This window comes from Psychromonas arctica (assembly GCF_038155225.1).
Classification (GTDB): domain Bacteria; phylum Pseudomonadota; class Gammaproteobacteria; order Enterobacterales; family Psychromonadaceae; genus Psychromonas; species Psychromonas arctica_B.
In genome coordinates this window covers 39,539-64,570 of record NZ_JBAKBA010000026.1, presented here as the reverse complement: position 1 = coordinate 64,570, position 25,032 = coordinate 39,539, and the positions used below count along the sequence as shown (strand labels likewise).

At 34.8% G+C, this 25,032-nt stretch carries 23 protein-coding genes; 10 read left to right on the top strand and 13 right to left on the bottom strand.

Features of this window, described 5'->3' with window-relative positions:
• Positions 1-74: 74 nt before the first annotated feature.
• Positions 75-1,001 (bottom strand): carbon-nitrogen hydrolase family protein, encoded by a 927-nt coding sequence (locus V6255_RS11865; protein WP_341628353.1) that lies wholly within the window; start codon positions 999-1,001, stop codon positions 75-77.
• A 13-nt stretch (positions 1,002-1,014) separates the two neighbouring features.
• Positions 1,015-2,535, bottom strand: coding sequence for a sodium:solute symporter family protein (locus tag V6255_RS11860; protein ID WP_341628352.1), 1,521 nt, complete (start codon positions 2,533-2,535; stop codon positions 1,015-1,017).
• A gap of 408 nt (positions 2,536-2,943) precedes the next feature.
• Here V6255_RS11860 and V6255_RS11855 point away from each other — a divergent pair, with 408 nt between their 5' ends.
• Entirely contained in the window at positions 2,944-3,834 is an 891-nt protein-coding gene (locus V6255_RS11855) for a LysR family transcriptional regulator (protein WP_341628351.1), read from the top strand.
• A 154-nt stretch (positions 3,835-3,988) separates the two neighbouring features.
• Here the strand turns inward: V6255_RS11855 and V6255_RS11850 are convergent, their stop codons facing one another.
• The 5 genes from V6255_RS11850 to V6255_RS11830 all read right to left on the bottom strand — a co-directional run bounded on the left by V6255_RS11850 (position 3,989) and on the right by V6255_RS11830 (position 8,969).
• Positions 3,989-5,029 carry a hypothetical protein gene (locus V6255_RS11850; protein ID WP_341628350.1) on the bottom strand — a complete coding sequence of 347 codons (1,041 nt, stop codon included), beginning with the start codon at positions 5,027-5,029 and terminating at the stop codon, positions 3,989-3,991.
• 85 nt (positions 5,030-5,114) lie between these two features.
• Positions 5,115-6,104, bottom strand: coding sequence for an LPP20 family lipoprotein (locus V6255_RS11845; protein ID WP_341628349.1), 990 nt, complete (start codon positions 6,102-6,104; stop codon positions 5,115-5,117).
• A 24-nt stretch (positions 6,105-6,128) separates the two neighbouring features.
• Positions 6,129-7,454, bottom strand: coding sequence for a transglycosylase SLT domain-containing protein (locus tag V6255_RS11840; protein ID WP_341628348.1), 1,326 nt, complete (start codon positions 7,452-7,454; stop codon positions 6,129-6,131).
• A 44-nt stretch (positions 7,455-7,498) separates the two neighbouring features.
• Positions 7,499-8,098 carry an LPP20 family lipoprotein gene (locus V6255_RS11835; protein ID WP_160064064.1) on the bottom strand — a complete coding sequence of 200 codons (600 nt, stop codon included), beginning with the start codon at positions 8,096-8,098 and terminating at the stop codon, positions 7,499-7,501.
• A gap of 106 nt (positions 8,099-8,204) precedes the next feature.
• Complete coding sequence (locus V6255_RS11830) at positions 8,205-8,969, bottom strand: ETEC_3214 domain-containing protein (RefSeq protein ID WP_341628347.1); 765 nt, start codon at positions 8,967-8,969, stop codon at positions 8,205-8,207.
• 747 nt (positions 8,970-9,716) lie between these two features.
• Here V6255_RS11830 and V6255_RS11825 point away from each other — a divergent pair.
• From V6255_RS11825 to V6255_RS11800, 6 genes are all read left to right on the top strand, one after another.
• Entirely contained in the window at positions 9,717-9,911 is a 195-nt protein-coding gene (locus tag V6255_RS11825; protein WP_160064068.1) for a hypothetical protein, read from the top strand.
• Between the two features lie 887 nt (positions 9,912-10,798).
• Positions 10,799-11,200 (top strand): DM13 domain-containing protein, encoded by a 402-nt coding sequence (locus V6255_RS11820; protein WP_341628346.1) that lies wholly within the window; start codon positions 10,799-10,801, stop codon positions 11,198-11,200.
• Positions 11,201-11,558: 358 nt separating this feature from the next.
• Entirely contained in the window at positions 11,559-12,155 is a 597-nt protein-coding gene (locus V6255_RS11815; RefSeq protein ID WP_341628345.1) for an RNA polymerase sigma factor, read from the top strand.
• A gap of 6 nt (positions 12,156-12,161) precedes the next feature.
• On the top strand, positions 12,162-12,443 hold the full coding sequence (locus V6255_RS11810) for a zf-HC2 domain-containing protein (RefSeq protein WP_341628344.1): 282 nt from the start codon (positions 12,162-12,164) through the stop codon (positions 12,441-12,443).
• A 579-nt stretch (positions 12,444-13,022) separates the two neighbouring features.
• Positions 13,023-13,373, top strand: a complete 351-nt coding sequence (gene hpf, locus V6255_RS11805) for a ribosome hibernation-promoting factor, HPF/YfiA family (RefSeq protein WP_341628343.1) — start codon at positions 13,023-13,025, stop codon at positions 13,371-13,373.
• Positions 13,374-13,894: 521 nt separating this feature from the next.
• The gene (locus tag V6255_RS11800) at positions 13,895-15,931 is read left to right on the top strand and encodes an ATP-dependent nuclease (RefSeq protein WP_341628342.1); all 2,037 of its coding nucleotides are present in this window, start codon (positions 13,895-13,897) and stop codon (positions 15,929-15,931) included.
• A gap of 1,318 nt (positions 15,932-17,249) precedes the next feature.
• On the opposite strand, the gene V6255_RS11795 is transcribed toward V6255_RS11800, so the two are convergent.
• Positions 17,250-18,461 (bottom strand): NAD(P)/FAD-dependent oxidoreductase, encoded by a 1,212-nt coding sequence (locus V6255_RS11795; RefSeq protein ID WP_341628354.1) that lies wholly within the window; start codon positions 18,459-18,461, stop codon positions 17,250-17,252.
• 109 nt (positions 18,462-18,570) lie between these two features.
• Between V6255_RS11795 and V6255_RS11790 the strand changes: the two genes are divergently transcribed.
• Positions 18,571-19,173: a histidine phosphatase family protein gene (locus V6255_RS11790; RefSeq protein ID WP_341628341.1), complete on the top strand. Its 603-nt coding sequence runs from the start codon at positions 18,571-18,573 to the stop codon at positions 19,171-19,173.
• Between the two features lie 161 nt (positions 19,174-19,334).
• Here V6255_RS11790 and fkpA read toward each other — a convergent pair whose 3' ends face one another.
• A complete protein-coding gene (gene fkpA / locus V6255_RS11785) occupies positions 19,335-20,108 on the bottom strand; it encodes an FKBP-type peptidyl-prolyl cis-trans isomerase (protein WP_341628340.1) in 774 nt (257 codons plus the stop codon).
• A gap of 126 nt (positions 20,109-20,234) precedes the next feature.
• On the opposite strand from fkpA, the gene V6255_RS11780 reads away from it, so the two are divergent.
• Together V6255_RS11780 and V6255_RS11775 are read left to right on the top strand one after the other, a co-directional pair.
• A complete protein-coding gene (locus V6255_RS11780) occupies positions 20,235-21,221 on the top strand; it encodes a beta-propeller domain-containing protein (protein ID WP_341628339.1) in 987 nt (328 codons plus the stop codon).
• An 8-nt stretch (positions 21,222-21,229) separates the two neighbouring features.
• Positions 21,230-21,454, top strand: coding sequence for a SlyX family protein (locus V6255_RS11775; protein ID WP_298939779.1), 225 nt, complete (start codon positions 21,230-21,232; stop codon positions 21,452-21,454).
• Between the two features lie 85 nt (positions 21,455-21,539).
• Here the strand turns inward: V6255_RS11775 and V6255_RS11770 are convergent, their stop codons facing one another.
• The 4 genes from V6255_RS11770 to V6255_RS11755 form a co-directional block, all read right to left on the bottom strand.
• Complete coding sequence (locus tag V6255_RS11770) at positions 21,540-22,280, bottom strand: NRDE family protein (RefSeq protein WP_341628338.1); 741 nt, start codon at positions 22,278-22,280, stop codon at positions 21,540-21,542.
• Between the two features lie 6 nt (positions 22,281-22,286).
• The gene (locus V6255_RS11765; protein ID WP_341628337.1) at positions 22,287-22,787 is read right to left on the bottom strand and encodes a hypothetical protein; all 501 of its coding nucleotides are present in this window, start codon (positions 22,785-22,787) and stop codon (positions 22,287-22,289) included.
• A gap of 119 nt (positions 22,788-22,906) precedes the next feature.
• Positions 22,907-23,551: a hypothetical protein gene (locus tag V6255_RS11760; RefSeq protein WP_341628336.1), complete on the bottom strand. Its 645-nt coding sequence runs from the start codon at positions 23,549-23,551 to the stop codon at positions 22,907-22,909.
• A gap of 41 nt (positions 23,552-23,592) precedes the next feature.
• Positions 23,593-25,026: a hypothetical protein gene (locus tag V6255_RS11755; protein ID WP_341628335.1), complete on the bottom strand. Its 1,434-nt coding sequence runs from the start codon at positions 25,024-25,026 to the stop codon at positions 23,593-23,595.
• Positions 25,027-25,032: the final 6 nt, after the last annotated feature.

Here is a 25,032-nt window from a genome sequence, read left to right as displayed (position 1 = left end):
TTAAACTAAGTCATTTTTCCTGCGCAAAATTTAGATCACTTATTTAATGTAATCGATATTACTTTCTTAAAGCTTCAGTATTTAACCGCTTCTTTTGCTTCTTTATCCACTGAAATTGAAAACACATCAGGGCGAGAATAGTGGCCAACAGGATCAAAATCCATTTTACTTTTAATCAATGTTGCTCTATCTAACTCAGCATACACGATCGTTTTTTCATTAAAAACAGGTCCAACGATAACCTCACCAAGCGGCCCGATGATCGCACTACCACCACGCATCATTACGCCATCAGGGTTATCAGGTAACACACTGCGATAATCTTCGCTGAACTCATCTCTTGTAATGTACTGACAAGCACTAAGCACATAACAGCGTCCTTCCATCGCAATATGTTGAATGGTTGATAACCAAGTATCTCGGTCATCAGCTGTTGGTGTGCAATATATTTCAACGTGTTGAGCATACATAGCAGAGCGTAATGCAGGCATATAATTTTCCCAACAAATTACTGCACCTATTTTACCTAATTCGCTATCCACTACATCTAAAGTAGAACCATCACCAAAGCCCCAAATCAAACGTTCAGATCCTGTTGGCATCAGCTTTCTACGTTTACCTACAATACCTTTTTTAGGGTCTATAAATACAACCGTGCAATAAAGCGTTGAACCACCTCGTTCAATAATGCCTAACACAATAAAGATATTATGTTGAGTTGCGCATTCTTCTATTGAACGTAATTCCTCCCCATCCATATCCACAGCGCCATCGTAATAACGCATAAAGTCCTCGCGCCCTTCTGGCAAACGCTTGCCGATAGGCGCATCAAAATTCAAACCTTTAGGATAAGTCCCGAGAAACGCCTCAGGGAAAACAACTAATTCAGCTCCGTTGAGCGCAGCTTCTTCTGCTAATTTGCAGGTTTTTTTTGCCGTTGCGATTGCATCAAAGGGAATACTACTATCTTGAACAACAGCCACTTTACATTGTGATTTCATGGTTACTTTCCTTTTATTTTGTCGTTACTAAAGACGATTTTTTATCAGAAGAAGTGTTATTTCGCATATATTCGTCAAACATATCGTGATAGTTTTCAAGTGACTTAGCCGATACAGAAGAAGTAAAACGACTAACACATAAAGTGATGAGAATATTAAAAATAAAACCTGCAAAACCAGGCCCTAGTGGAATATCTGGTTTAAATATTGCCATCAAGACCATTAAACCAGCACCCCCGATCAAACCAAAGAAAGCGCCTTTTTCAGTGACAAAACGGAAATGCAACATGCCCAGTGCAGATGGAACCAGCTGTAAACCTAAACCAAAGCCTAATGCTGCAATAGGAACTAATAAACCAGCGCCACCAGGTGCAAGTGCCAATACAAGTATTAAGGTCGTTAAGCTTGCAACAACAATACGCGTCACCTTGGTGCTTTGAGTGCTTGAAAGTGGTTCACTGCGTAAGCTATTAACAACATCTTCAGCGACAATACTGGCAGAAGATAAAAGTTGGCTGTTAATCGTTGAAATAGCAGCGGCTAAAATACCTGCCACTACAAAAGCACCTAATATAGGAGCATGTTCGGCAAAAACCAACGGTAAGATTGTGTCACTTGTTTCTTTGCTGACACCCGGTGCAATACCAGGAATAACGGCAGCAGTACCTATCACTAAAGGAATGATAGCCATCATCCATGAGTTCCAAAAAGGCGTCATCACAGCGACTTTCCCTAATACTTCAGGTGAAGCGGCAGAGTAAAACTTTTGCCACATATGCGGTAGAACCCAAGCACCAAAACCAAGACCAAGCCATATTTCAACCATCTTCATTGGCTTGCCATTATTCACTAATAGCTCAGGCTTATAGGCTGCAACATTTGCAAACATATTAAACCCGCCTGCTAAATTACAAACATAGATAGCAGTACAAATTAAAATAGTGGCAAAGAAAACACCCATAAAGGTGTCTGTCCATGCGGTGCCTTTAAAGCCCGCCCATAAAACAATGACACCAACCATAACCGAGGTAATCACAACGCCTACCACATAAGGTACTGCGCCATCAGTCATCGTATCTAAAGCAAGCGCACCACCACTTACTTGAATTAACATCACTGGTACTAATGCAAAGATACCAATCACTGCCACTAAGGTTCGAAGGCGCTTACTTTCGTAATAGTGTTCAACCATTTGCCCAGGGGTAATAAAACCAAAGCGCTTTCCTGCTAACCAAATTCTTGCGCCAAAAAGCCATATAAAAACAGCGTGAAAAATAGTCCAAACAGCAAATCCAATGAACCAAACACCTTCTCGATAATAAGCACCGAAAGAGCCTAATAATGTCCACGTTGAAAAATAAGTTGCCCCCATTGAAAGCAATAACACAACCGTTCCCATACTACGGCCGCCAATAACAAAATCTTCCGCAGCATCATTTGTAGATTTTTCGGCATTACGTTTAGAGAGGAAGGAAATAAAAATAAAGACGCCAATGAATACGGCTAATATTGAAATAGTAATGACATTACCCATTGTATTTTTCCTCACTGATTGGCTTGTTTTTTAACGCCTTCATAAAGGGTTTGAAATACAAAGGATAGAGAGTGATAACGCATAACGTTAAAATAAGGTTGCAGCCAAGCGTTAAAGCTAATGGCATAGGTAAACCAGCGATCATAACTGGTGCGTTAAAAACATTTAAATATGGCATAAAAGTTAAGATTAAACATATGCACATAATAATCCATATAAGTACTCGTATTGTCTTCATTGCTAAACCTCTTAAGGTAAGTTAGTTAATAGAGTGAAGGTGATTCCATTCATTTTTTATACTACTTGCTTTACCATGTTGCGAATATATTAATTATTAGCACATAGTGTTCTCAATAATGCAACAGGCATGTATGATGAATATTTGTTTATAAACAGGTAGGGGTTGATTTGAAAGTTTCTTCATTTAAGTATTTTCTAGCAGTTGCCGAAACAGGGTCTATTCGCCAAGCAGCAAAGAACCTACACGTCAGTGCATCTGCGATTAGCCGACAAATTCAAAATTTAGAGCATAATTTCAAATCAACGCTTTTTGAACGTAAAGCATTAGGCATGGCGCTAACCGAAGAAGGACGCATTATAGAAAAACACATGCGTAGTACGATGAGGGAAATGGAAATAGCGCAAGTAGAAATTGATGAAATACATGGTTTACTAACAGGGACCATTAATTATTCTACTATCGAAGGTGTATTAAATGCTTGGATGCTACCAGCCATCGCGGAATTTCAAACGCGTTATACCGGTATTAAATTTAGTGGAAAAATTTATGCTTCTGACATCGTTTACCAATCATTAGCTACAGATCAAGCGGATCTTGGTATCGCATTAGAACATGACATCCCCCATGAAGTAGAGGTTATTAAACGATTTGAAACAGGCTTTAAAATCGCATTATCACCAAATCATGAACTGGCTGGACGTGACACATTAGAGATAGAAGAATTAGCTTCCTTTCCTTTAGCTATGCTGTGCGAAGGTTTTCATACTCGGCATTTATTAGATACTTTAAGTAGCCGTAAAGGCTTAGCCTTTAATATTACTTTCGAACTCGATAATATCGACATACTCAAACAGTTTGTCTTATCGACTAATGGTGCCACCATTTTGCCAGATTACTCTTTAATCTCCGAATCCCAAGATAACAGTATGAAAGTGATTAACATTAATAAAGGCGTTTTTCCAAATAGTACGACGGTATTATGTGTACGAAAAGGCAGATACTTAACCAAAGCAACTCGCCAATTTATCAGCTTTATACGCGATATTGACATCATATAACTAAAGCTATGAAGCGATGAGTTTAAGCTGATTTTTTAATTTAGAATCACTGTATTAAAGCAAATTATGATGACGAGAATTTAAGGACAATAGAAAGCATCTAAGGTTAGATAAACAGGGCACGATAGCACCCTGTTTATAAGTCACTAATCAATTAATTAAACATACTTGTTAGTCCGTTACCTAAGCTTTTAGTACTTTCACTAAAAGACGTTAGAAAACCACTGCTATACTTAACTTTTACATAATCACCAATTTTAACCTGATCAGCTAGTTCATCATCAACTAGAATCCACGCAAATTTGTCACCAATTAAATTAGCCGTTACAGTGCCTTCAACAATTGCATATTCTTCTGTTGAAACATCCCCTGTTAATGGGTTTGCTTTCACTTCTAGATTATAAAAAGTAATCGTTGATTCAGGTATAAACCCAAAATTTTTGCCGGCAGATATTTTAAAAAGACTTTTGCTGCCATTCACTTTACGCTCCAAAACATAAGCTTTTGGTGAAAAGAAATTTTGAAATTTTGCCTTATTGTCTTCAACGCCTTCTTTAGCAGCTTCTCGCACTAAAGAAGTCGCAGCAGCTTCACTGATAGGACAACGACTATTTGTTGTTTCTGTTTTCATCGAGACAGTTTCATTTGTCGTAATAGTTTTTGAATAAGCTAGCCCAGGTAATTTATACAACTTCAAATTAGCTGAAACATTTGCTTTAAAACGGCAATATGCAGCATTGACATGTCGGTCACCATCACTATCAACCCATGAATGCTTTTCATTAAAACTATATGAAATATTCGCATTTGAGATACTGCCAGTGATAGCATAATTTGCGATATCGGGTCCATTGTATTCCGACTTACCTTTTGACTCAGCAAGCGCTAACTCTTTTCTTAATTTGCTGGCAATATTTCTATCTACAATTTCGACGCCAACTTCAGCCAAATAGGTTTCTAAACTCGTTGCGATTGTTGTTCCTGCATGGCTAGTTTCTGCTAAAGGAGAATTTGATGTGTCAGCAGTAAAAATGACTATCTTTTGCTTAGCACCATTAATGACTTCTTTAGTTGGTAAAATATCTGCTTTTTGCATTGAAACATCACTGTAATCCCTAATGTTTTCTGTTGTGCTCATACATCCAGTTAGACCTAACGTAGCAGAGATTGCGACAACTAATAACTTCTTCTTCATTGACTACTTCCTTTTAAGATACAGAGTTAAACGTAAGCTAAATAATGATCATTTATCTGATTTTTATTAAATATCACCCTATGCTTTAATCATTAAAACCTAATAATTCATAAATATCAGAACGGCTCTCAACTACAGTTAAGAACTTACTAACAGCACTTTCATAAGCACGTTGGTGACTAGTGACAGAAGATCCGTTGAGCAAATATGACTTTTTGCTGTATACCGATCCTTTTGTAGATTTAACTAAAAAACTAACATTAATACGCACGTTATAAGCAGAAAAAGCTTGAGTGTTTTTTATCTTCCCTTGTAGCTTAATAATTGCATCTGCTTTATTACGGCTACTTATTTGTAACCCCTGAGTTTGTAATAAGTCGTTTAATTGTTCCGCAATAGGTAATAGGTTTTGACTCGATTGGATATAGAAGTAAGTACTCGACAGTAACTGTGTTTCAGCTATTGAGTACTGTTGAAAACGTCGAGCATAAGGCGCTAAATCAAAACGAGGGTCAGCAACTGCGATCAGATATAGCAAAGGTTCTGCTTTTGTTACTTCCTCTTGGATTTGGTTATAGGCGTATAATTGCTCAATCTTACTTTTACTGTTGATATTGTTTAGCTTAACGTCGATATCATCGATGATGATGCTTAGTTTAGATTTGTTATCCTTAATAAAACCTATGCGTGATAGAGCAACTTGTACAAAATACTGTTGGTTAACTTTTTCAGCCTTTTTCTGCTCCACAAGATTAAATTCAATATCTTTAACATGGGTATTAATGTTTTGTGAGAAAAGCTGATCCTCTTGTCCATTATGCAAAGTCTGCTTATGTAACGTTTCGCTATTAATACGTACAGAGAATTTACTCGCAATTTCTTTTAATGCATGTTGCTTTGCTGCCTCCAGCGTTGTAGCCACACCGACACCATAGAAATATTCTTGGTCATCTTGGATTGGATTAAGCACCCACTCAGGAACATTGTCATTTCCTGAATTAGATGAGCAAGCGCTTAGAAACAAAATGCTCATAAACGCCAAAACAACACATTTGATATAAGAAGTATTTTTCATGTTCACTACTCTCTTTTTAGAAAATTAAATTGTTGTTTTAACTACGTTTTTAACTTCATATAGCGCAATTCGTTTCGATACTTTTTTCAAATAGTGTTTCGTTTCATCGTATGGAAGCTTACTCATCAAGGCTTGGTAAACCTCGTCAGAAGATAATGTATTAATAATACGAGCAGCTTTATTAATATTGCGTTTATTACCACCTGTATTAAATACCTTCGCAACATTACCAGCGCCAGTGTTATAGGCTGCAATAGTGCAATACAAACGACTCTTAGGATCAGTTATCGATTTTAAATAACGTTTATCTAAAATACTCAAATAAGCACTGCCGGTTTCTACATTTATATCTGGCACATACAGATCATCAACTTCCATTGGTTTATCTATTTTACGAATCATTTTATTGACGTCGTGCCCAGCTGTACGAGGGACAATTTGCATTAAGCCATAAGCCGGAACAGCTGATTTGGCTTTCGGTTGAAAAGCAGATTCTGAATGCATGATAGCCATCACTAAAGCCACTGGAATATCAAAACGTTGGCTCTCTTTTTCTGCGATTTTTTTATATTTTTGAGCTCTTTTACTAAGGCTATTAGCTGGTAATTTAGCAGTATATTTAAGGATTTTATAACTAGAGGTAGTTACTTTCTGTTCTTTTCGGAGCTCAATATATTGAGATTCTACTGCTGCGATGCGTTTATTTTCTTCTTTTTCTAACGCAATTTTCTGACGTTCTACAGATTTTTCTATAATTTTTTCAGGGATATCTTGCTGTACGTCTTGAAGCTTATCGGCTTTTAAATCAGCTTCATTTTTATATGCAATAGTTTGTTTTTTAATAATATTTTTGGCATTTATTTCTTGTTCGTCATCAAATTTAACTTCATTTAACTGAATGTTGCCTAAATCAACTGTTTGCTGTTTTACTGGCGAGGTTTTATTCTTAGCAAGATAAGAAGTTAAGATACTTTTACTTTCTGCTTGGGTCGTAGCGACAGGGACTAAGATTTCAATTACAGCCTCATTTTTATCATAATCAACTAACTGTCTCGTTTTTAAATCATCTGAATAAGTGACATCATTGATGTCTTGGCTAGGAGTCTCTCCCCATTGCATGATAATTTGAGATTGTTGATAATCGAAGCCATTTAAATAATCTTTTCTCCAAGCATCATATTCAGCCAAATAATCACTAACGAAAGAAATATATTCTTCCATTATTTTCTCGTTATCAGGCGACTCGAAAGCTGTCATTTCCGCATCAAACTCATCAAAAACATTGTCTGAATGAGTCATTGGGCTAAATGCTAAAGAAATAATGAATATGCTAGATATAATTTTTTTCATATGACCTCGAAAACGATAGAACTAAGGCCCTATCGTTTTTTATATTATTTATTTTTTAATTTAGAAAGAACACTAGCAAGCTCATCAGCCGTTTTTTTATCACTAAACTTAGCCCATAACTCTGCATCTTTTGCTTCAGCTTTTTGAATAACTTTGGAAAAGTTCATATCGAAAGTCGCTTTATCCATCCCCACTAACGTATACAAACCACCAGCAGGGCTAGTACGTTTAGTAATAATTCTTGAGTTATTTAAAGTCGTGCTTGAAATACTTTTTGTTACATTCTCAAAGTACTCATTGACGTTTTCAGTCACAGAGTCTGCGGTTGTATTGGTAGAAGCAGTCGATGCAGTTTTTAAAATGCTTTGGACATTTACTTCGAACTGGCGTCCTAAGTTAACGCGAGCATCATTAATTGAAATATCGTTCATGATACTTCCCCCTGCTACATTTTTCTTTGCATATCCTGTCGCACTGATTTCTAATCCTGTAGGTGTTACACCACATATCCACTGGGGTGCTTGCTCTGTTGGTGCATCAGGATAAAAACAAGCCAAAGACTGCACATCATTAACACTTGAGGTACTTTGACAACCACTTAAAACGGTTAATAACGAGAATGTTAGTGCTGTTTTCTTAAACATTTTTTGTCCTTTTAAATAGATAAATAAAATGATTTTTTTTGTTTTTACTCGTTCTACCAACACAGCTTAATTAACAGCGAGGTACGAAGTTAACAATCAATAAACTCTAATATTTCATCCCAAATAGCGCATTCATTTCATAGTTGCTTAATAAAGACTCTTGCATCACTTCATTTGATAATTCAGTAATAGAATAAAAATTAGGGACTAACGGCAGAGGAAATGAAGTAGAAGCGACATCAAAGTCTTCGCCAAGATCTAACTGTTGGTTAATATCAATAATAGTTTGGCTATACGGAGATTCACCACCTCCATAATTAACATGGCCCAATAATAAGTTATAAAACATCAGGTCACGGCTTAACTCGTAACTTTCTGAGAAATACTCAAGGCTGCCAATATTAGTAAGGATAGTATCTTGTGTTGGTAGGTATTCATCAATTGGCGCGCTATTAAGTTGTTTATTTATATAAACAAGCGGAGCAAAAAAGTCAGGCTTTTTGCTGATCACAGTAAAACCAACCAATCGAGACTCTTGGATAAAAGTAACAAGCATAAATTTACTGCTATTGTAGTAATAATATTTTAACTCATTAACAATATGCGAAGGCTTGATGACTTGGGCTGAACCTAGAATTTCCTTAGTGTATTGTGCAGTCAAACCGATGCGTAATTTATTAATACGCTTATATTCGATTTCGTTAGTAAAGCGAGAAATAACTTCTTCATAAGCATCAACCAATGCGACTTTAGTATCATTCCACTGGCCAAGAGATAACATGACTAATACAACCGTAAAGGCAATATTTTTTAACTTTACAAGTTTTGTTGTGCCAACGTTATTACTTGAATTAATATCTTCGCATTGCATCCATTCACCTTTGATTCATTTACAAATAACTTGCACTACAAAAAAACACCACCATAGTGGTAGTTATTTGATGATATTAAAGGTAATTTTAAAAAAAGCGAAGAAAAAAATGAACTTAATTTATATTTAATATACGTATACCAGTCTAACTCATTTTTATATAGACTATTTTTTAAACACAATCACTTAACGTGATATTTTATTGACTTTAATTTATTAAAAAATAGCTTAGTGATTTCACAAATAAACTCAATAATATAAATTTAAATAAAATCAAAAAATTAACTTAAATACAATAGCTTAAAGAAAATTTCACAACTAGCTATGCGATAATTATGTAAACAAGAAAATACTATTATTATAAAATAATATTTTAAAAGTAGGACTTATCTAAGAATATGAATAAACTATTTCATTATTCAACAACTCATAAGCCAAACTTTAAATACACTTAACTTACTCGTTTTGTTTGAACCTAAAAGAGCTAGAAAGTCATTATCTAAACAAGAGACCCTATTATTTTATCCCTGAATCAAGATATAGCACCACTATGTACTATAATTATTGGTCCCCGTAAGATAAAATTAGTGAATAAAGTAAATGGTTATCAAGAGCGCCCTACACACGACGCTTATACCTACTTTAATATTTAATTTAACCTCTTAATATCTAAGAGTAATTCAACACCACGTATTATATTCCCTCTTTTGAGAGAGCGATTTCAATACTACAAGGACGCGACTTATTATGTCAGGTTTAAACAACCAAGAAAGTAACCCGAATAGTGACAAAAACCAACTTAAAGCATTACTCGATCAGCCTATAGAAGATTTACCGTTAATATCTCTATACCGTATTAGATACTTAGCGACTGAGCTTTCTATGGACGGAGTAGTAGAGCATGCTCAACAAATTATTGATAAACGTAAGCAAGTAATATAAAAAACGAGTTTACGATAAACAGGGGAAGGATAAGCATAAACTTTATTATATAAAATATTTTGGGAGGTAAAGTATCATAGATAACCAACTCCCATATATGCTTCCCTGTTTACACCAACTAAACGATTAACATCACTCCTATGACTTTCCATAACTTTAGATAAATGAGTTATTCTTTAACTTTATAACACCTTCCTATAACCAATATAATCATGATATTCAAACGAAGATAGTCATAAGGTGCCTTCTATGACATAGCTTAAAATTGATCTTCATTTTTTATGTTTACACCGATTACCTTAAATAACCTCAATTATGGTTAATGAAAGCGGAATTGTTTCTCAAATCATAAGGTACTATTTTTTACTAGTCAGTGTCGTTAGTTTTGCGTAGTTCAAGGCGAATTATTGAAGCAATAACGGGTTATTGAGAGATAATTTAACGCAGAAATCCGCAGAAATAGCGGTGTTGTATCGCTTTGCTTATCCAGAACTGAGGTTAAAGAGGTTATCTACATTTTGCGCAGGAAAAATTAACACTAATGAGTTGTAGGAGATAGTTGTTCTCACTTCAAAACTCACAACGTAGTTAGGAGTGATTTTAACCAGCAAGAATGATCACCTTATTAATTCTTTTGGTATAAACATCATCAAAGCAAACAAAATTGGATCCTTTCGAACAATATATCAATTAACAAAACGTGTCCGCTTTAGGAAAACCAATACAACGTTGGCACTTCATTGAATAAATTTTTCATGTTTTTTAATCTTATTAAAAATAATTTCAAAATAAATGCTAATTAATTGTAACCAAACTTTAACGAGCGGCATCTAATACATAACAACACTTTAGTTGCTAATTAATTATTTATTATTTTGGAGTTATCAATGAAATCTTTATTAAAAATTAAAACGGTCGCAGGTTTTCTAGTTGCACTATCTTTAATGACATTTTCTTTAATGGGTAATGCAGCAACAGCTGTAAAAACCGGTGAATTTAGTGGCGCTAACGATCATATTACTACAGGCCAAGTAAGCCTTGTGCAAACACCTGAAGGTTATGCAGTTGTTTTAGGTTCTGATTTTTCGCTTGATGGTGCTCCAGATCCTAAAGTTGGCTTAGGTAAAAATGGTCAATATGATCCAAAAGCACTATTAGGAAAATTGATTTCTAACAATGGACAATCAGCTTACCTAATCCCTGCATCTGTTGATGTTAATAACTTCAACGAAGTTTTTATTTGGTGTGACCAATTTAGCGTTTCTTTAGGTTCAGCTAAAATTAAATAAAGTTACTCAGCTAAGTCTTTTTAATAAAGGCTTAGCTTCCTCTCTTGTTAGTTTCTTTAAAAACAACTTAAAATTTTAATATTTATCCTTAATAGCATGTCATAAAGTTAATAATTTCATCGATTATATAGACACAACACTCCCAACAGCGCTTTCTTGTATACCTTAGTTTCTGGATTTTTCCATAAAAGTTAGTTTGATTAGTGGATAAAAATTATTGATTCTGTGACTTAATATTATAAAAATAGATAGTTGAGTATTTTTACAATAATAATCGAATGTATAATTAGCGTTTTTGTGTACCATAATAAACTTAAACTTTTATTATCATTAAAATTGGCTATATAAACGAATGGATTTGTCTAAAAGAATTAATACGTATTTAAGTGAAGATGAATTAATAGTTCAACTAAAAAAAGGCAATGTTAACAGCTTTGAATTTATTGTAAGAGAATACGGTGGCTATTTATTAATCATTGCAAAACGATATCTAACCAGTGAAGCAGATGCTCAGGATGCGGTACAAGATACTTATTTGCACGTGTTTAGTGCTATTGTAACCTTTGAAGGACGTTCTAGCTTAAAAAGTTGGTTGCATCGAATTGTCATTAATATTTCCTTAATGAAGATACGTTCAAACAAACGTAAACTTGTTGAGCTGATCGATGATAATGCTTCTTTCTTTGATGTTAATGGTAAACGAATTGAAACAGAGACTGAAATAACATTATCACTGGAAGAATTAATGGCTGACGATAGCCAACGAGAATATATTAAAACCCAAATAACGCAGCTTCCTCAAATGGCGAAAAACCTTTTATTATTAAAGGATATAGAAGGTTATAGTACAAAAGAAATAGCTGAATTATTGGATATTTCTTTGCCTTCAGTTAAAACGGGTTTACATCGAGCAAGATTATTATTAAAGAAAAAGATCGAACATCAATTACGTTGAGCTATTATGAATATAGAAGATAAATCAAGTTATCCATCACAAGAGCATTCGATTAGTTGCGAAAGCTTCGATACCTTTATCGTTGATTATATAGACGATAACTTACAAGATAACCAAAAACGCATTTTTATACACCATTTAAATGAATGCCCGGCTTGTAGAGTATATTTAAAAAATTACGAGTACCGTATCCAATTAAGTAAATCCATATTTGCAAATGATACAGATAAAGCAGACATTCCAAATCAATTGGTAGAGGCTATTTTAGCCGCTAAAAAACAAAGCTAAAAGTGACGGCTTCCCAACTGTTGACTATATAGAATCCAACTGTGGCTATATAGAATCTAACAATGAAGATAGTCTAAAAAGACTTGAAGTGATTGCATTCGATAGGTCACATATAAAACCTGTTGTGTATTCATGAGATTACAACGAAGACAAACTTTAATCGCTTATTGAATAACTCACTTTTCCTCTAATACCTGTTTAGAAACCTCAAATACCATCTGAATCCATTAACCATTATAAGACTGGCATTGAACGATGGCCTCGGAATAATCTAAGAGGATGTCAAGAATGTCACGACTTACAAATCATAAAGATAGTGACTAAGTTGATTTACCAATATGAGGCTGGCTTTTGAGAAAAGAGATCATGTTGATTTTACCAATTGAGATATTTTTAGGTCCTATTGGCTCTCTTATTTTTTAATTAATGCTATGGGCACTATGTTAATAGTGTGGACGTAGAGTAGGATAAGACAATCTATTTATTTGATTTCTAATTATATATGTTTGTATTTGTACAGAGGTTTTATTTATGCAAGTATACAAACGTAATGTACGTTAAACCTATTAAGGGCAATCTATGAAAATAAATACTTCCGGTCACCATGTTGATATTACTGATAGCATTAAAGAGCACTTAGAAGAAAAATTCGCTAAAGTATCTACTCATTTTCCCTCGCTTATCTCGCTCGATATTATCATTTCCAAAGAGCATGGTGAGTTTAATGTTGAAATTCGCACCAACTATGAAGGAACCAGCCTTGCTGCTAAAGGTAATGACCCAGTTATGTACCCTGCTATTGCAAGTGCCGCTAAAAAATTAGATACCGTGTTAAAACACCGTAAAGGTCAATTAAAAGCAGATTTACATGAAAAGCCTGAGCTGATTGAACCTGAAAGTACGGATGAAGTAGAAGAAGAAATTAACTAAAATTAACCTACTTTATTAAACAACACTCTTAAAACGCAGCTTACGCTGCGTTTTTTTGTTTGGGTACTATAAAAACTTCACAGAGCCTTTCATTTTAACTTTTTACCTTTTTACCTTTTTAACTTTTTACCTTTTTACCTTTTTACCTAACTAGCCTATTTTCTAAAAAATGATGTTTGTGATTATTCTCTAACTAGGTGACCAAAGTTAGTTGCTCACTACACTTGAATAGAATCACTCATTGAAAAACAGCAAATACAATTAAATATTCCCGTGAATTAAACGTGCGTGAAATTGATTAACCAAGGCACTTTGGGGCACAAAGCGCCTTAACAAAACAACAAATCTAACTCTAACTTTGTGGCTCAAATAATCTAACCGCAACAAATTAAGGTATTCATAAGGAAATACTTGTTTAGTAAATATCTCATATTTCTTATAAAGAAATACTCTGCATTTTGTTATTGTTATATCCTTTCTCTATACAGGTAATTAAATCATACGATAAGGTTTCTAATACAGTGAAGGTTATAAGAAAAGTAGAAATTAAAAATTTCAGATCATTTTTAGGGACTACGGTAAGTGATAGAGCTGAAATACTGAGCATTACAGACTTAAATATTTTTTCTGGCTCTAATGACTCAGGAAAGTCTAACCTACTAAGGGCACTTAACCTTTTCTTTAATGATGAAATTGATAACGTAAATAAATTCAGATTTAACTCTGATTTTAATGTTTTTAAGCAAGATACAGTTCAAAAAGTAATTGAGATAAAAATTTACTTCATAGTTAATAAAAGAAAATTTTCAATAAGTAAATTTTATAACAGAGATGGGTATAGAAATTTTGAGTATAGTTTTACTGAAAAAGATAGTGATGAAGAAATTGTTATTGACTCAAGACCGAACACTAACAAAACAAGATATAAAGATAATGAGGCTGTACTAAAAAAAGAAAGTGGTTATAAACGAGCTGCCACAAGAGCCATGCAATCTGTTTCTTTCTCATACGTACCTGCAATTCGAGAGGCGCAATTCTTTTCTCATTTATATGGAAAGATAATTTACAAAATCAAACAGAATGAAGAGAGGCTTATAGAAAATCTATCAACAGAGTATAAGAAGATAGAAAGATGGGAAAGAACACAAAAAAACAAATCAGAAAAGCAGGACTTTTTAGAAAACCTTGAAGATGAAGCGTGGCGTGAAGCTAGGTTAATCGAGATTGATAATCAAATATCAGGCATATCAAGTCTTGATGATGCCATTAAAGAACTTGAATCACAAATTAACACTTTTTCAGATAACCTTTTTTCTTCTGTAGAATTTTTATCCTCTAAATTTAAAGTTGGTTCAGACTTAATCGCATTCTTTGAAAGCTTCGATATAGGCACTGGTGGAGAAAAAGACCTGTCACTACGTCTTAGAGGTGATGGTGTTCAGGCTAGATTTATTCCCGAAATGCTTAACTTTATGGACTCTATCTCCACAGAGAAAAAGTATTTTATTTGGGGATTTGAAGAACCTGAAAACTCTGCTGAATATAAGAACCAACAGATATTAGCCAAGAAACTAAAAGATATATTTTCTAAAGAAAAGCAAATATTTTTAACAACTCATTCAGAAGAATTTTTATCAATATATGATGGGAGTGATGTTAACAAGGATAAGCGTACAGCAAATTTATATCATGTAAAAAAGAACATTAAGAAGGTAAAGGAAGCGAATAAAGAAATTGAGTATTCAACAGTAAAGCAATTTGATGTTGATAATCAAAGTTTTGATTTCGCTACAGTAAAATCTGACTTAGAGAATGATATTGGCACATCCTTAATAAGGGCTAAGTACTCAAAAGAACTTAAAGAAAAAGAAAATGAGTTCATAGCAAAAATGGAACAGTTTGAAGAAGAAAAAATATCATTAAGAGAACAATACGAGAAGACGAGTAAATGGTTATTGTTTGTTGAAGATAAATGTGATCAGATATATAAAGTTGCGTATTTAAAAGCGAAGAACATAGATTTTACTGAAAATAATTTTATTGCTACTTTTAATGAGCATTCTCCATTTGATATATATCCTAAAAATGGACAAATAGAATTAAATAAAATGTTAGATCAGGCTGCAATTACTGAATGGCAGGGTAAAAGAATCGTTGGTTTGTTTGATTTTGATGAAGCATTTACCAAGTTTAATGGTTTGAAAGCGTATAGGTGGGAAAATATAGAAGGTGATGAAATAACTTGCTTGTATAGAAAGCGCAAAGATCATGAGTATTTTTATGCCCTAGTGTTACCAGTGCCTGATTTTAGAAGCCATTATGCTAACAAGTCACTCGGTGATAAATCTCAGCTGGAAGTAGAGTTATTGTTTACAGACGATGTTTTAAATTCTATTGATAGTAAGAAAGATGTTCCTATTGCAGGTGTCTCTGCAACCATAACTGCATTTAAAGGGGAAAAGGCTAAGTTTTGGAAGAAACTAGTAGACCTTGATAGCAATCACTTTAATAGTTTTAAACCACTGTTTGATAAAATAGAACTATTGTTAACGGATTAAAAAATCACTCTAATTAGTCAGCATGAATAGTTTACTGGGGCTGTTGATCTTTGCCGTTCGAATTTTGTTCAATCCAACACGTTTTGATCAGGGCTAGTAAGGTGTAGCTTAGTGATTCTAAGCAAATCTTGCCTAACGAAGAGCATAACAATCCTGAGGACAGTATTTTTTGACAATTTATAGTGCTTTTTCGCTTATTTATGTGGAACAACCACATTACATAAGCTCAGCTCTGTATAAATAGTCAACAAATTGCTGTAAAAACGAACTCGAAAGTTCAACAGACCCTAGTAACTTTAGTAATATTAGTCACAAGTTTATAGCCGCCTGAGGCGCTTTGGGGGCGTTAGCACCTCAGAAATCTAATTCAAAATGGGGCACAAAAATAGCCTAGGAAATCTACCACCAATCATACAAAAAAGCCCGCTTAGTATTAACAGCGGGCTTTAGGATTAATCTACTATTTTTTATTCAGAGTCTTTATTATTCAAACCAAACTCTAATTTTACAAACCAAGCTCTGAACTTAGCTGAAATACTAAAACTTATTTTCATAGTCAATTCCTATTGGATTTGATGACTATCAGGTTTAGTCGTATTTTAGTTTTTTCGATTATTTTTTAAGTTTTAGTATTCGATTAACTTTAATTTTATTATTCGATTATTTTTAATTTTAGTATTCGATTCATTTTAATTTTATTATTCAATTCTTCTTAAATTTCATATTCGACTCTCTCAATTTCTAATAATGAATTACTTTTAGTATTCGATTATTTTTAAGTTTTATGTTCGAGTATGATTAAGTTTTAGTGTTCGATTATATTTAAGTTTTATTATTCGATTATTTTTAAGTTTTAGTGTTCGATTATTTTAAGCTTTGTCTTCGAGTATTTTTAATTTTAGTATTCGATTGTTTAAACTATTACAGCTTTACACCTGACGCTTCACGGTTGAACCGCTTAAAGTCAGTATGGCGTTTATTGCAGATAATGTCTAGTTGGTGATGTGTGATACCAATTGTATTTATTTGAAATATTTATAACCTTTCTTATAGGGGAGAAAAAGGTATATTCAGTAGATATGTTATTTCTTATTTTTCCTTTCAGTGTTGTTGCTAGGTAATATTGGTCACATATTTATGACTTTGTAAGTCGCTTTGGCGGCGAAAGCAATTTAGCTAATTACGCTCGACATTGAGAATGAGCTTAGGCTTTTCAGAAGAAGTTTAAGTCAGTAGATATGCCCCCTTTTAACTCCAACTACTACAGGTAAATTTAGACAAGCCTTAGTTTGTCTAAATTTATAATACTTTCCTACAATTAAACCTCTTGTCCTGCAGCCCAGCCGCAGCTCCAACACCATGCGAAGTTAAAGCCTCCGAGCCAACCGGTTACATCCATTGCTTCACCGACAAAATATAACCCTTTAACTGATTTACATTCCATGGTTTTAGAAGAGATAACATCAGTATCGATACCACCTAACGTCACTTCTGCTGTTCTGTAGCCTTCGGTGCCGTTGATCAGTGGTTGCCATTGGTGGAAGAGTTCAACGACTTGTAAGAGTTCTTTTTCATTAAACTGTTTTAATGGGCGGCTTTCGATTTCAGCGAAGCCTAATAAACACTCCACTACACGTTTAGGTAGGTGTTGTGATAAAACGGTTTTTAGTGCTAACTCAGGACGTGATTGTTGTGTTTGAGTGAGTAGTTGGTTTAGATCTTCACCTGGTAAAAGGTCAATTGAGATGGTATCACCCGCTTGCCAATAGTTAGATATTTGTAAAATAACAGGCCCACTTAAACCGCGATGTGTGAATAAAAGTGCTTCACTAAAACTCATTGGAGAGTCTTTCTTTGTCGCATTCTTTTTGATGGCTGTAGCGGTTGCAGGAAGGCTTATACCTGAAAGTTCTGTTAGCTTGTCTTTGAGTACAGGTTGTAGTGTAAAAGGAACGAGCCCTGCACGAGTAGGTTTAACGGGTAGATTATATTTTTCAGCTAACTGATAAGCAAAAGGGGTTGCGCCTAGTTTAGGGAGAGATAATCCACCGGTTGCTACGACTAACGATTGGCACTCAAACTCACCATGCGTGGTGTTCACGGTAAAATGATTATCAGCTACTTGCTGGTGTTCCGTTACTTCGCATTGTGTTTTGATGGTGACGTTAGCGGCTTTCGCCTCATCTAATAACATGCCTACAATTTGCTTTGCGCTATCATCACAGAATAATTGCCCGTGGTCACGCTCATGCCAAGCGATATTATGTTTGTCCACCAGCGCAATAAAGTCCCATTGTGTGTAACGGCTTAGCGCTGATTTTACAAAATGTGGATTACTACATAGGAAGTTACTTGGCTCAACATATAAGTTAGTGAAGTTACAACGCCCTCCCCCACTCATTATTATTTTTTGGCCAATGCGCTTTGCATGTTCAATTAACAATACCTTACGTCCACGTTTACCCGCTTCAATTGCACACATTAAACCAGACGCACCTGCGCCAATAATAATCACATCAAAACCAATCACATTATCCACCTAAAACCTTGTAAACGTCGCACTAAAAATTATCGCATAGGATACACTATTTGCTTTTTTTAGGTGCTAATATTAGTGCTCATTTATATTAAGGAACGCGATGACTGACTTATATTTAATCCGCCACGGTGAAACCTTATTTAATCAACTTGGCTATTTTCAAGGGCACTCAGATAGCCCATTAACAGACATTGGTCAGCAACAAGCTTTAAATTTAGTGAGTTACTTTGATTCTATTCCATTACAGCAACTTTATTGTAGTGACTTAGGTAGAGCAATAATCTCTGCAACACCGCTTTCAGATGCAAAAAAACTACCACTACAAACTTGCCCTCGACTAAGAGAAGTAAGTTATGACTATTTGGATGGACAAGCTAAAAAGCAATTATCAGAAGAAGATAAACAGAAATTAACACGCTTATTTTCAGCAGAGTTAAACTATCGAATAGGTCAGGGTGAAACATTAGCCGAAGTACAAATGCGTTTATTTAAGAAGATCAATGAAATTGAAGCGACGCACTCTGGTCAGTCTATTGCGGTGATGACGCACGGTTTATCAATTGTGATGTTAATTAAGCAGATCCTACACATTCCGGTAGATGCACCTCGTCAATTTAATATTCATAATGCCAGTGTCTGCCATTTATTATTTAAATCTGGAAAGTGGATATTACAAAGCATTGAACGCAATGATCTCTCTTAATAGTAATAGGTTAAGAGTAATAGGTTAATAGAAATAGATCCATGCTGTTTTTTATTTAGTTTTTCAAAAATTTATTCTTATCCATCTAATGTTAAAAATAAATGAGATATAAAAAAGGCCACATCAGTGGCCTTTTTTAATAGAAGATGGTTAGCTATTAATTATTTAGCTGCTTCTTCTTCAGCATCAGCTTTTGGCTCGATACCTAGTAATTCAACTTCAAAGATAAGTGTTGCATCTGGTGGAATTGAACCTGCACCTTGCTCTCCGTATGCTAAGTCAGCAGGGATAACAAATTTGTATTTCTCACCAACACTCATTAATTGAACACCTTCAGTCCAACCAGGTATAACGCGATTAAGTGGGAACTTAGCTGGTTCACCACGCGCAACTGAACTATCAAACTCAGTACCATCAAGTAGTGTACCTACGTAATGTACAGTGACTGTGTCTTCTGCAGCAGGTTTTGGACCTTCAGCTTCAGTGATCACTGAGTACTGTAAACCAGAATCAGTGACTGTTACGCCTTCTGCTTTTGCATTTTCTTCTAAAAATGCTTTTGCTTCTGCTGCTGATTTTTCAGTTAATTCAAGCTGTTGCTTTGCAGCAGCGGCTTTTACTTCTGTATCGTAAGCTTTTAATGTTTCGATCATCTCTTCATCAGTTAATTTAGAGTTATCGCGTAAAGTATCTGTAATACCTTGTAGGATAATTTCTTTATCTAATGCCATACCGAATTCAGCTTGTTTCTCTAATGTAGTCGAAACGTAACGAGAAAATGAAGCACCAATTGCATAGGCTGCTTTTTCGTTAGCATCTTTAAATGTTGCAGCAGCAGCTTCTTGAGTCGGTGCTGCCTGCTCTTCTTTTTCATTACAACCAACGGTTAATGCAACAGCAGCTGCTAATAAAGAAACTTTAAAAATGTTTTTCATTGTTACTCCAAATATTAAATTAAAACAAATAGCTTTGATTTCACTTCAAAAAATTGTAAAGCAAGTATCTAAAACAGTTAACTTATACTAACCTTAAAGCTGTTTATCAACAAAGACAATTTAATCATGCAAATAGCTAATACTTTTAAATCCCTTTTACTCTTAAGCACCCTATTATTATCTGCTTGTGAGCAATACTCACAACCCTCACAGCAATTTGAACATGCTGTACAGGGCGCGTTTAGTACGGATATCTCTCAAAATGGAGATTATTCGCTTATTTCTTCCATTCACCACGGTATCAGTCTGTGGGATAACCGTAACAATAAACTACTATTTAATTGGTATCACCATAACAATCAAAATAATGATGTTTTTATTGTACGTTTATCTTCAAATAATAGCGTTGCCTTGTCTGCAAGCCGCAATGAATTTGCCCTTTGGGATACCAAAACAGGGAAATCGTTGGGCTTTTATAAAGTATCAGACTCTCCAATCCGAGATATCCAATTATCTGAGAACGGCCAATATGTAGTATATGGACAGGTAAACGGTAAGTTAGTTCATATAAACCTACGTAACGGGCGACGTTTAGAAGCGCCTTTACATCGAGAAAAAATAAACAGTATTGATATGTCGAGCAATGGTCGTTATGTCTTATCTGGCGGTAATGACCACCAAGCGTTTTTATGGGATACAGAAACAGCACAGGTAATACAACAATTTCAATTTGACCAACGCATTAGTATGGTGAGGTTAGAAAAAAATGGGCGCTTTGCTTTTATCGCTGACACGCAAAAAGCGTCGCAAATATGGGATTTGAAAACGGGCAAGCTTAAAAGCACACTTATTTATCATGCACGCCAGTCAATATTTTCATCGGTACGTTTTGTTAAAGATGGGCAATATTTATTAACAGGGAATGCCACTAAGTCTGTTGTACTATGGGATACTAATACCGGTTTACAAGTACAAGACTGGACTGTAACCCCAAGAAAAGAAACACGTCCTAAAACAGCTGTAGTATACTCTGCAACATTATGGGACGATTCAGCAATTGTAACTGAAAGTTCTGCAGGATTATTAGAGATTTGGCCGTTAGCGCCTTTATAAGAGAGACCATGAATAGCACACAAGTAGAATTAGAAGAACGTATCGAACAATTAGAAATGAAAATAGCGTTTCAGGAAGATAATATCGATACATTGAATAAAGAAATCTTTGAACAACAACGACGTACTCAGCAGCTTATTGAACAAGTTGCTTTATTAGCGGTTAAATTAAAAGAGAGTGAACCGAACCAACTAGCTTCTGAAAAAGAAGAGATGCGCCCACCTCATTATTAAATATAATGGCTAAAAATGAGCCGTTAACAGCTCATTTAAACTGGCTCTATGTTTCCTAGTAACTTGCTCTCTTTTTTGACCATATTTAGAGGGTAAGTGATAAAACCTTATCAGAAAGCGGTGTTAGATAATCGACGTATTCAACGCTAACCTTACTGCCTAAGCTCATCTCTTGGTTCACTTCAATCTGCGTAAAACTCACTGTTTTTGCATCTTCTCGATACATCTTAACTGAACACTTTCCTGATTCACCTTGATGCTGATGGTAATTGATATAGTCAGCAGCTGTTGCTTGTTTTGCACTAATTAAATGATTGAACTGTTGTTGTCGATAAGCTGAAACTGTTTCAAAATCCACCCCAGATGAAGTAATCGGTAGTGACGTTTCAGCAGATAATGTTACGAAAGTAAGTTGTTGTCCATCCCAAATATATTGATAAGCTTGTTCTCTTTTATTGTCTTGAATAGATAAATCACTATTGAAAACACATAATTGAAACGCTTGATAAACACTTAAATCCATAGCTAATAATTGCTGATGAATATCATCAATATGAGATAACAAATGAGGAATAATAACACCACGGCTAACAAAGTTTTTGAAGGATGGATCAATTTGAGCTTGGTAATAATTTAATAATGCTAAACTGACACCATTTTCATGAACCGCAATCCATGTTCCACCACCAGTAGGATCAATAGGATAAACAGATTTCAACAACTTATTTTTGATAGGCTGGATAGCTTGTGGGCGAGTACGTTGTTCATCTCGATTAAAAAAGAGTTGATAACCCTGTTCGGTTAAACGATAAGTTAATGTACACATAATGGTTTAACCTGTACGTAAAAAAGTCGCTGTTGCAGGTGCAATACCTAAATCGCCTTCCACTTCCACTTCTTGCGCTTGGGCAATGTGCTTAATCGTTGCTAAATGGTGAACGGCATGGCTTCCAACAAAAATCACTTCTCGTCCAAGTGTTGTATCTACAATCGCTACTTGCTTATCTACCACTGATATTTCGGTTGATAATTTAACCGTCTTTTGAAGTTGCTCTGTCGTTAATGACTTTAGAAAAGTAGATATTTCTTCAATTGCATTTTGTGCCGCTTTTGGACAGCTTTCAACAACCCCACCACGGCTACGCTTGTCGTAGTCAATTAAACCTTCTGGGAAACCGTTTATCACCGAATAATAATGATCTAAAATATGACGCATATGCGCACCAGCAGAACTCATAAAAGTTGGCGTAATAACTTGTGTATATTGCGACTCTGAGACAGAGTCCAAATAATTCTTAGCTTGTTGTAATATAATAAGTTGGCTTTCAATCATTGGCCAAACATTCCTTAAATAAGATATGTAAATTATGGGCATTATTATTCTTTAATAGTTCAATAATAACACACTGATAATAGCTTATTTATCACAAAATCATAACATTGTTATTATTTCTAAAACAACGAAGCTAAGTTACTGTTATTTAGTAGATTAGCATCATCTATTTGCCCATAGCTTTGCCAACCACTGTTGCTAATAAAAAGGCCTGTATCTGGGTCTATAGTTGTCTGAGGAGCATCATTACCAATCGAATAATCAGATGTAGCTTGGTATAAATAACTATCATAAATGGTAAATGCTCCTTCTTTATATTCTATATTAGGGTCAAAATAAATGATTTGATCAGATGATATGTTAGTTGTCACGATCGTAGGAAATAGCTTATCAGTGCTTGATAATAATGAGCCTAAATTGATTTGCTGTAAATGCTCATAATATTGCACGTTTCCTTCGTTATTAACCCAAGAAATGTCCATTTTAATTTGTTTAAAATCATCACCCGCATTGTATTCGCTTGCTACGTTGCTAATGCTCCATAATATAGAAAATTCAGTATTAGCCACCTGCACGTTGGCTTCCGATGAATTATGTAATGCGATTAAATCATCGGGATCAAGAAGACTAATCATTTGCTCTACCTTCGCAGTCGCCATTGATATCGCTGATGCATGAGCAATATTATTACCTTGTTGCTCAGCTACTTTTATTTGTAAGCCACTAATACTCACTGCTGTTAAACTCACAACTATTAATGACATTAAAATCTCTATAAATGTAAACCCTTTTACTTTTGAATGCATTAGAAGTCCCTCCATGTGCCAGCCACTAATTGGTAATGACTTTCGGAGGGGATCATGCCTAATCGTTTATATAGTAAGTTTAATACATTTTTATCATAGCGAGTTGAGAAGTGTTTTGAAGTATTATTATTACGGTCTCCAGCAACACTTGCAGTACAATTGTATTCACTCAATACAGAGCCACTAACTTGTATACCTGCAATATCAATATCTTGTTCTTCTAGAGTTTGTTTAATGCCATCGATATAGACAGCATTACCATTGGTATCCAACACTTCATGTTTGGCAGGTATTAGATACAACATACCTACCACTGAGCTAGTGGTACGAGCAGGGGCAATAAACGTTCCGCCTTCAATAAATACCATTTTAGGATTGTCCGTTGAGCCAATCGTAAAATGATGACTATTGAGTGCAATACCTGATGCGTTGCTAAGTAAAGTATCTAAAGGATCTACAATGCAATCACCTTGGATATAAATAATATTAATATCCTCATCAATATATTGCAGCTCCTCTGAGCAACTCACCGTATTTATATTGGTCATATCAATATATGCAACTGACTCTGAATGAATAAATTGTGTTTTTGCATTCTCCCATGTCACACCAAAAGTACTTTCAAACAAAGAACTTGCACTGGTAACATCTTCGATTGAAGTTATTCCATCAAAAATAGGACTGGTTATTGATGCTGCTGAGCCCCATTGATTGCTACTCACTTCTTGAAATCGAGTGGCCCCTTCTTGATCAATAAGTTGTCCATTAATTGCATCTAAATCGATACTACTCCCTGTCACTGTAAGACCGTCTGAACAAAGAGTAGATGTTTCAGTAATATCTGAATCGATTTGATTATCAATATTTATATTTGCTTGGTTAGTGATTGGTTCGTTAGCAATAGGTTGGCTAATAATCACTTTTTTAGCCATATTTCCAGGGGAGCGACATTCCGATATAGATAAACCATCACACCCATCGTTGATAGAATCAAAATCGTTAATTTTTAGGTTTCCGTTACTAAGGAGTGGTGCAATGGGTGTTTCAAAATCAATATAGTAATAAACATCTACTGATATGTTACGTAATGCAGAACCATCTATCGAATATCCAATAGAGGATACGTGTAATTTATTTGTTGTTAGCGGAATAACAGAGACTTGATAAGGTGTAGTGGGCGTTATTTGGGCTGGATAAGTAAAAGGAAGATTGTCGAGCATTTCAGTAGCAATGGCCACTGTATTTAATTTACTCAAAATTAAATTGATACCTGACTCAGCGTTTGCAAAAGCTTCGTTATTTCGATAGTAATTAGCCAACACTTTATTATCAATTAATTGCAAATAAGCCATATGAGTCGTGTAGGCAATCCCTGCGATACTCAATATAACGACGGTCGTTAATACTGTAAAACCCTGTTGTTGCTTTCTCATTCACCT

Coding starts and splice junctions, on each gene's coding strand:
- V6255_RS11865 (WP_341628353.1), bottom strand. CDS start 1,001: ATGAAATCACAATGTAAAGTGGCTGTTGTTCAAGATAGTAGTATTCCC.
- V6255_RS11860 (WP_341628352.1), bottom strand. CDS start 2,535: ATGGGTAATGTCATTACTATTTCAATATTAGCCGTATTCATTGGCGTC.
- V6255_RS11850 (WP_341628350.1), bottom strand. CDS start 5,029: ATGAAGAAGAAGTTATTAGTTGTCGCAATCTCTGCTACGTTAGGTCTA.
- V6255_RS11845 (WP_341628349.1), bottom strand. CDS start 6,104: ATGAAAAATACTTCTTATATCAAATGTGTTGTTTTGGCGTTTATGAGC.
- V6255_RS11840 (WP_341628348.1), bottom strand. CDS start 7,454: ATGAAAAAAATTATATCTAGCATATTCATTATTTCTTTAGCATTTAGC.
- V6255_RS11835 (WP_160064064.1), bottom strand. CDS start 8,098: ATGTTTAAGAAAACAGCACTAACATTCTCGTTATTAACCGTTTTAAGT.
- V6255_RS11830 (WP_341628347.1), bottom strand. CDS start 8,969: ATGCAATGCGAAGATATTAATTCAAGTAATAACGTTGGCACAACAAAA.
- V6255_RS11825 (WP_160064068.1), top strand. CDS start 9,717: ATGTCAGGTTTAAACAACCAAGAAAGTAACCCGAATAGTGACAAAAAC.
- V6255_RS11820 (WP_341628346.1), top strand. CDS start 10,799: ATGAAATCTTTATTAAAAATTAAAACGGTCGCAGGTTTTCTAGTTGCA.
- V6255_RS11810 (WP_341628344.1), top strand. CDS start 12,162: ATGAATATAGAAGATAAATCAAGTTATCCATCACAAGAGCATTCGATT.
- hpf (WP_341628343.1), top strand. CDS start 13,023: ATGAAAATAAATACTTCCGGTCACCATGTTGATATTACTGATAGCATT.
- V6255_RS11790 (WP_341628341.1), top strand. CDS start 18,571: ATGACTGACTTATATTTAATCCGCCACGGTGAAACCTTATTTAATCAA.
- fkpA (WP_341628340.1), bottom strand. CDS start 20,108: ATGAAAAACATTTTTAAAGTTTCTTTATTAGCAGCTGCTGTTGCATTA.
- V6255_RS11780 (WP_341628339.1), top strand. CDS start 20,235: ATGCAAATAGCTAATACTTTTAAATCCCTTTTACTCTTAAGCACCCTA.
- V6255_RS11775 (WP_298939779.1), top strand. CDS start 21,230: ATGAATAGCACACAAGTAGAATTAGAAGAACGTATCGAACAATTAGAA.
- V6255_RS11770 (WP_341628338.1), bottom strand. CDS start 22,280: ATGTGTACATTAACTTATCGTTTAACCGAACAGGGTTATCAACTCTTT.
- V6255_RS11765 (WP_341628337.1), bottom strand. CDS start 22,787: ATGATTGAAAGCCAACTTATTATATTACAACAAGCTAAGAATTATTTG.
- V6255_RS11760 (WP_341628336.1), bottom strand. CDS start 23,551: ATGTCATTAATAGTTGTGAGTTTAACAGCAGTGAGTATTAGTGGCTTA.
- V6255_RS11755 (WP_341628335.1), bottom strand. CDS start 25,026: ATGAGAAAGCAACAACAGGGTTTTACAGTATTAACGACCGTCGTTATA.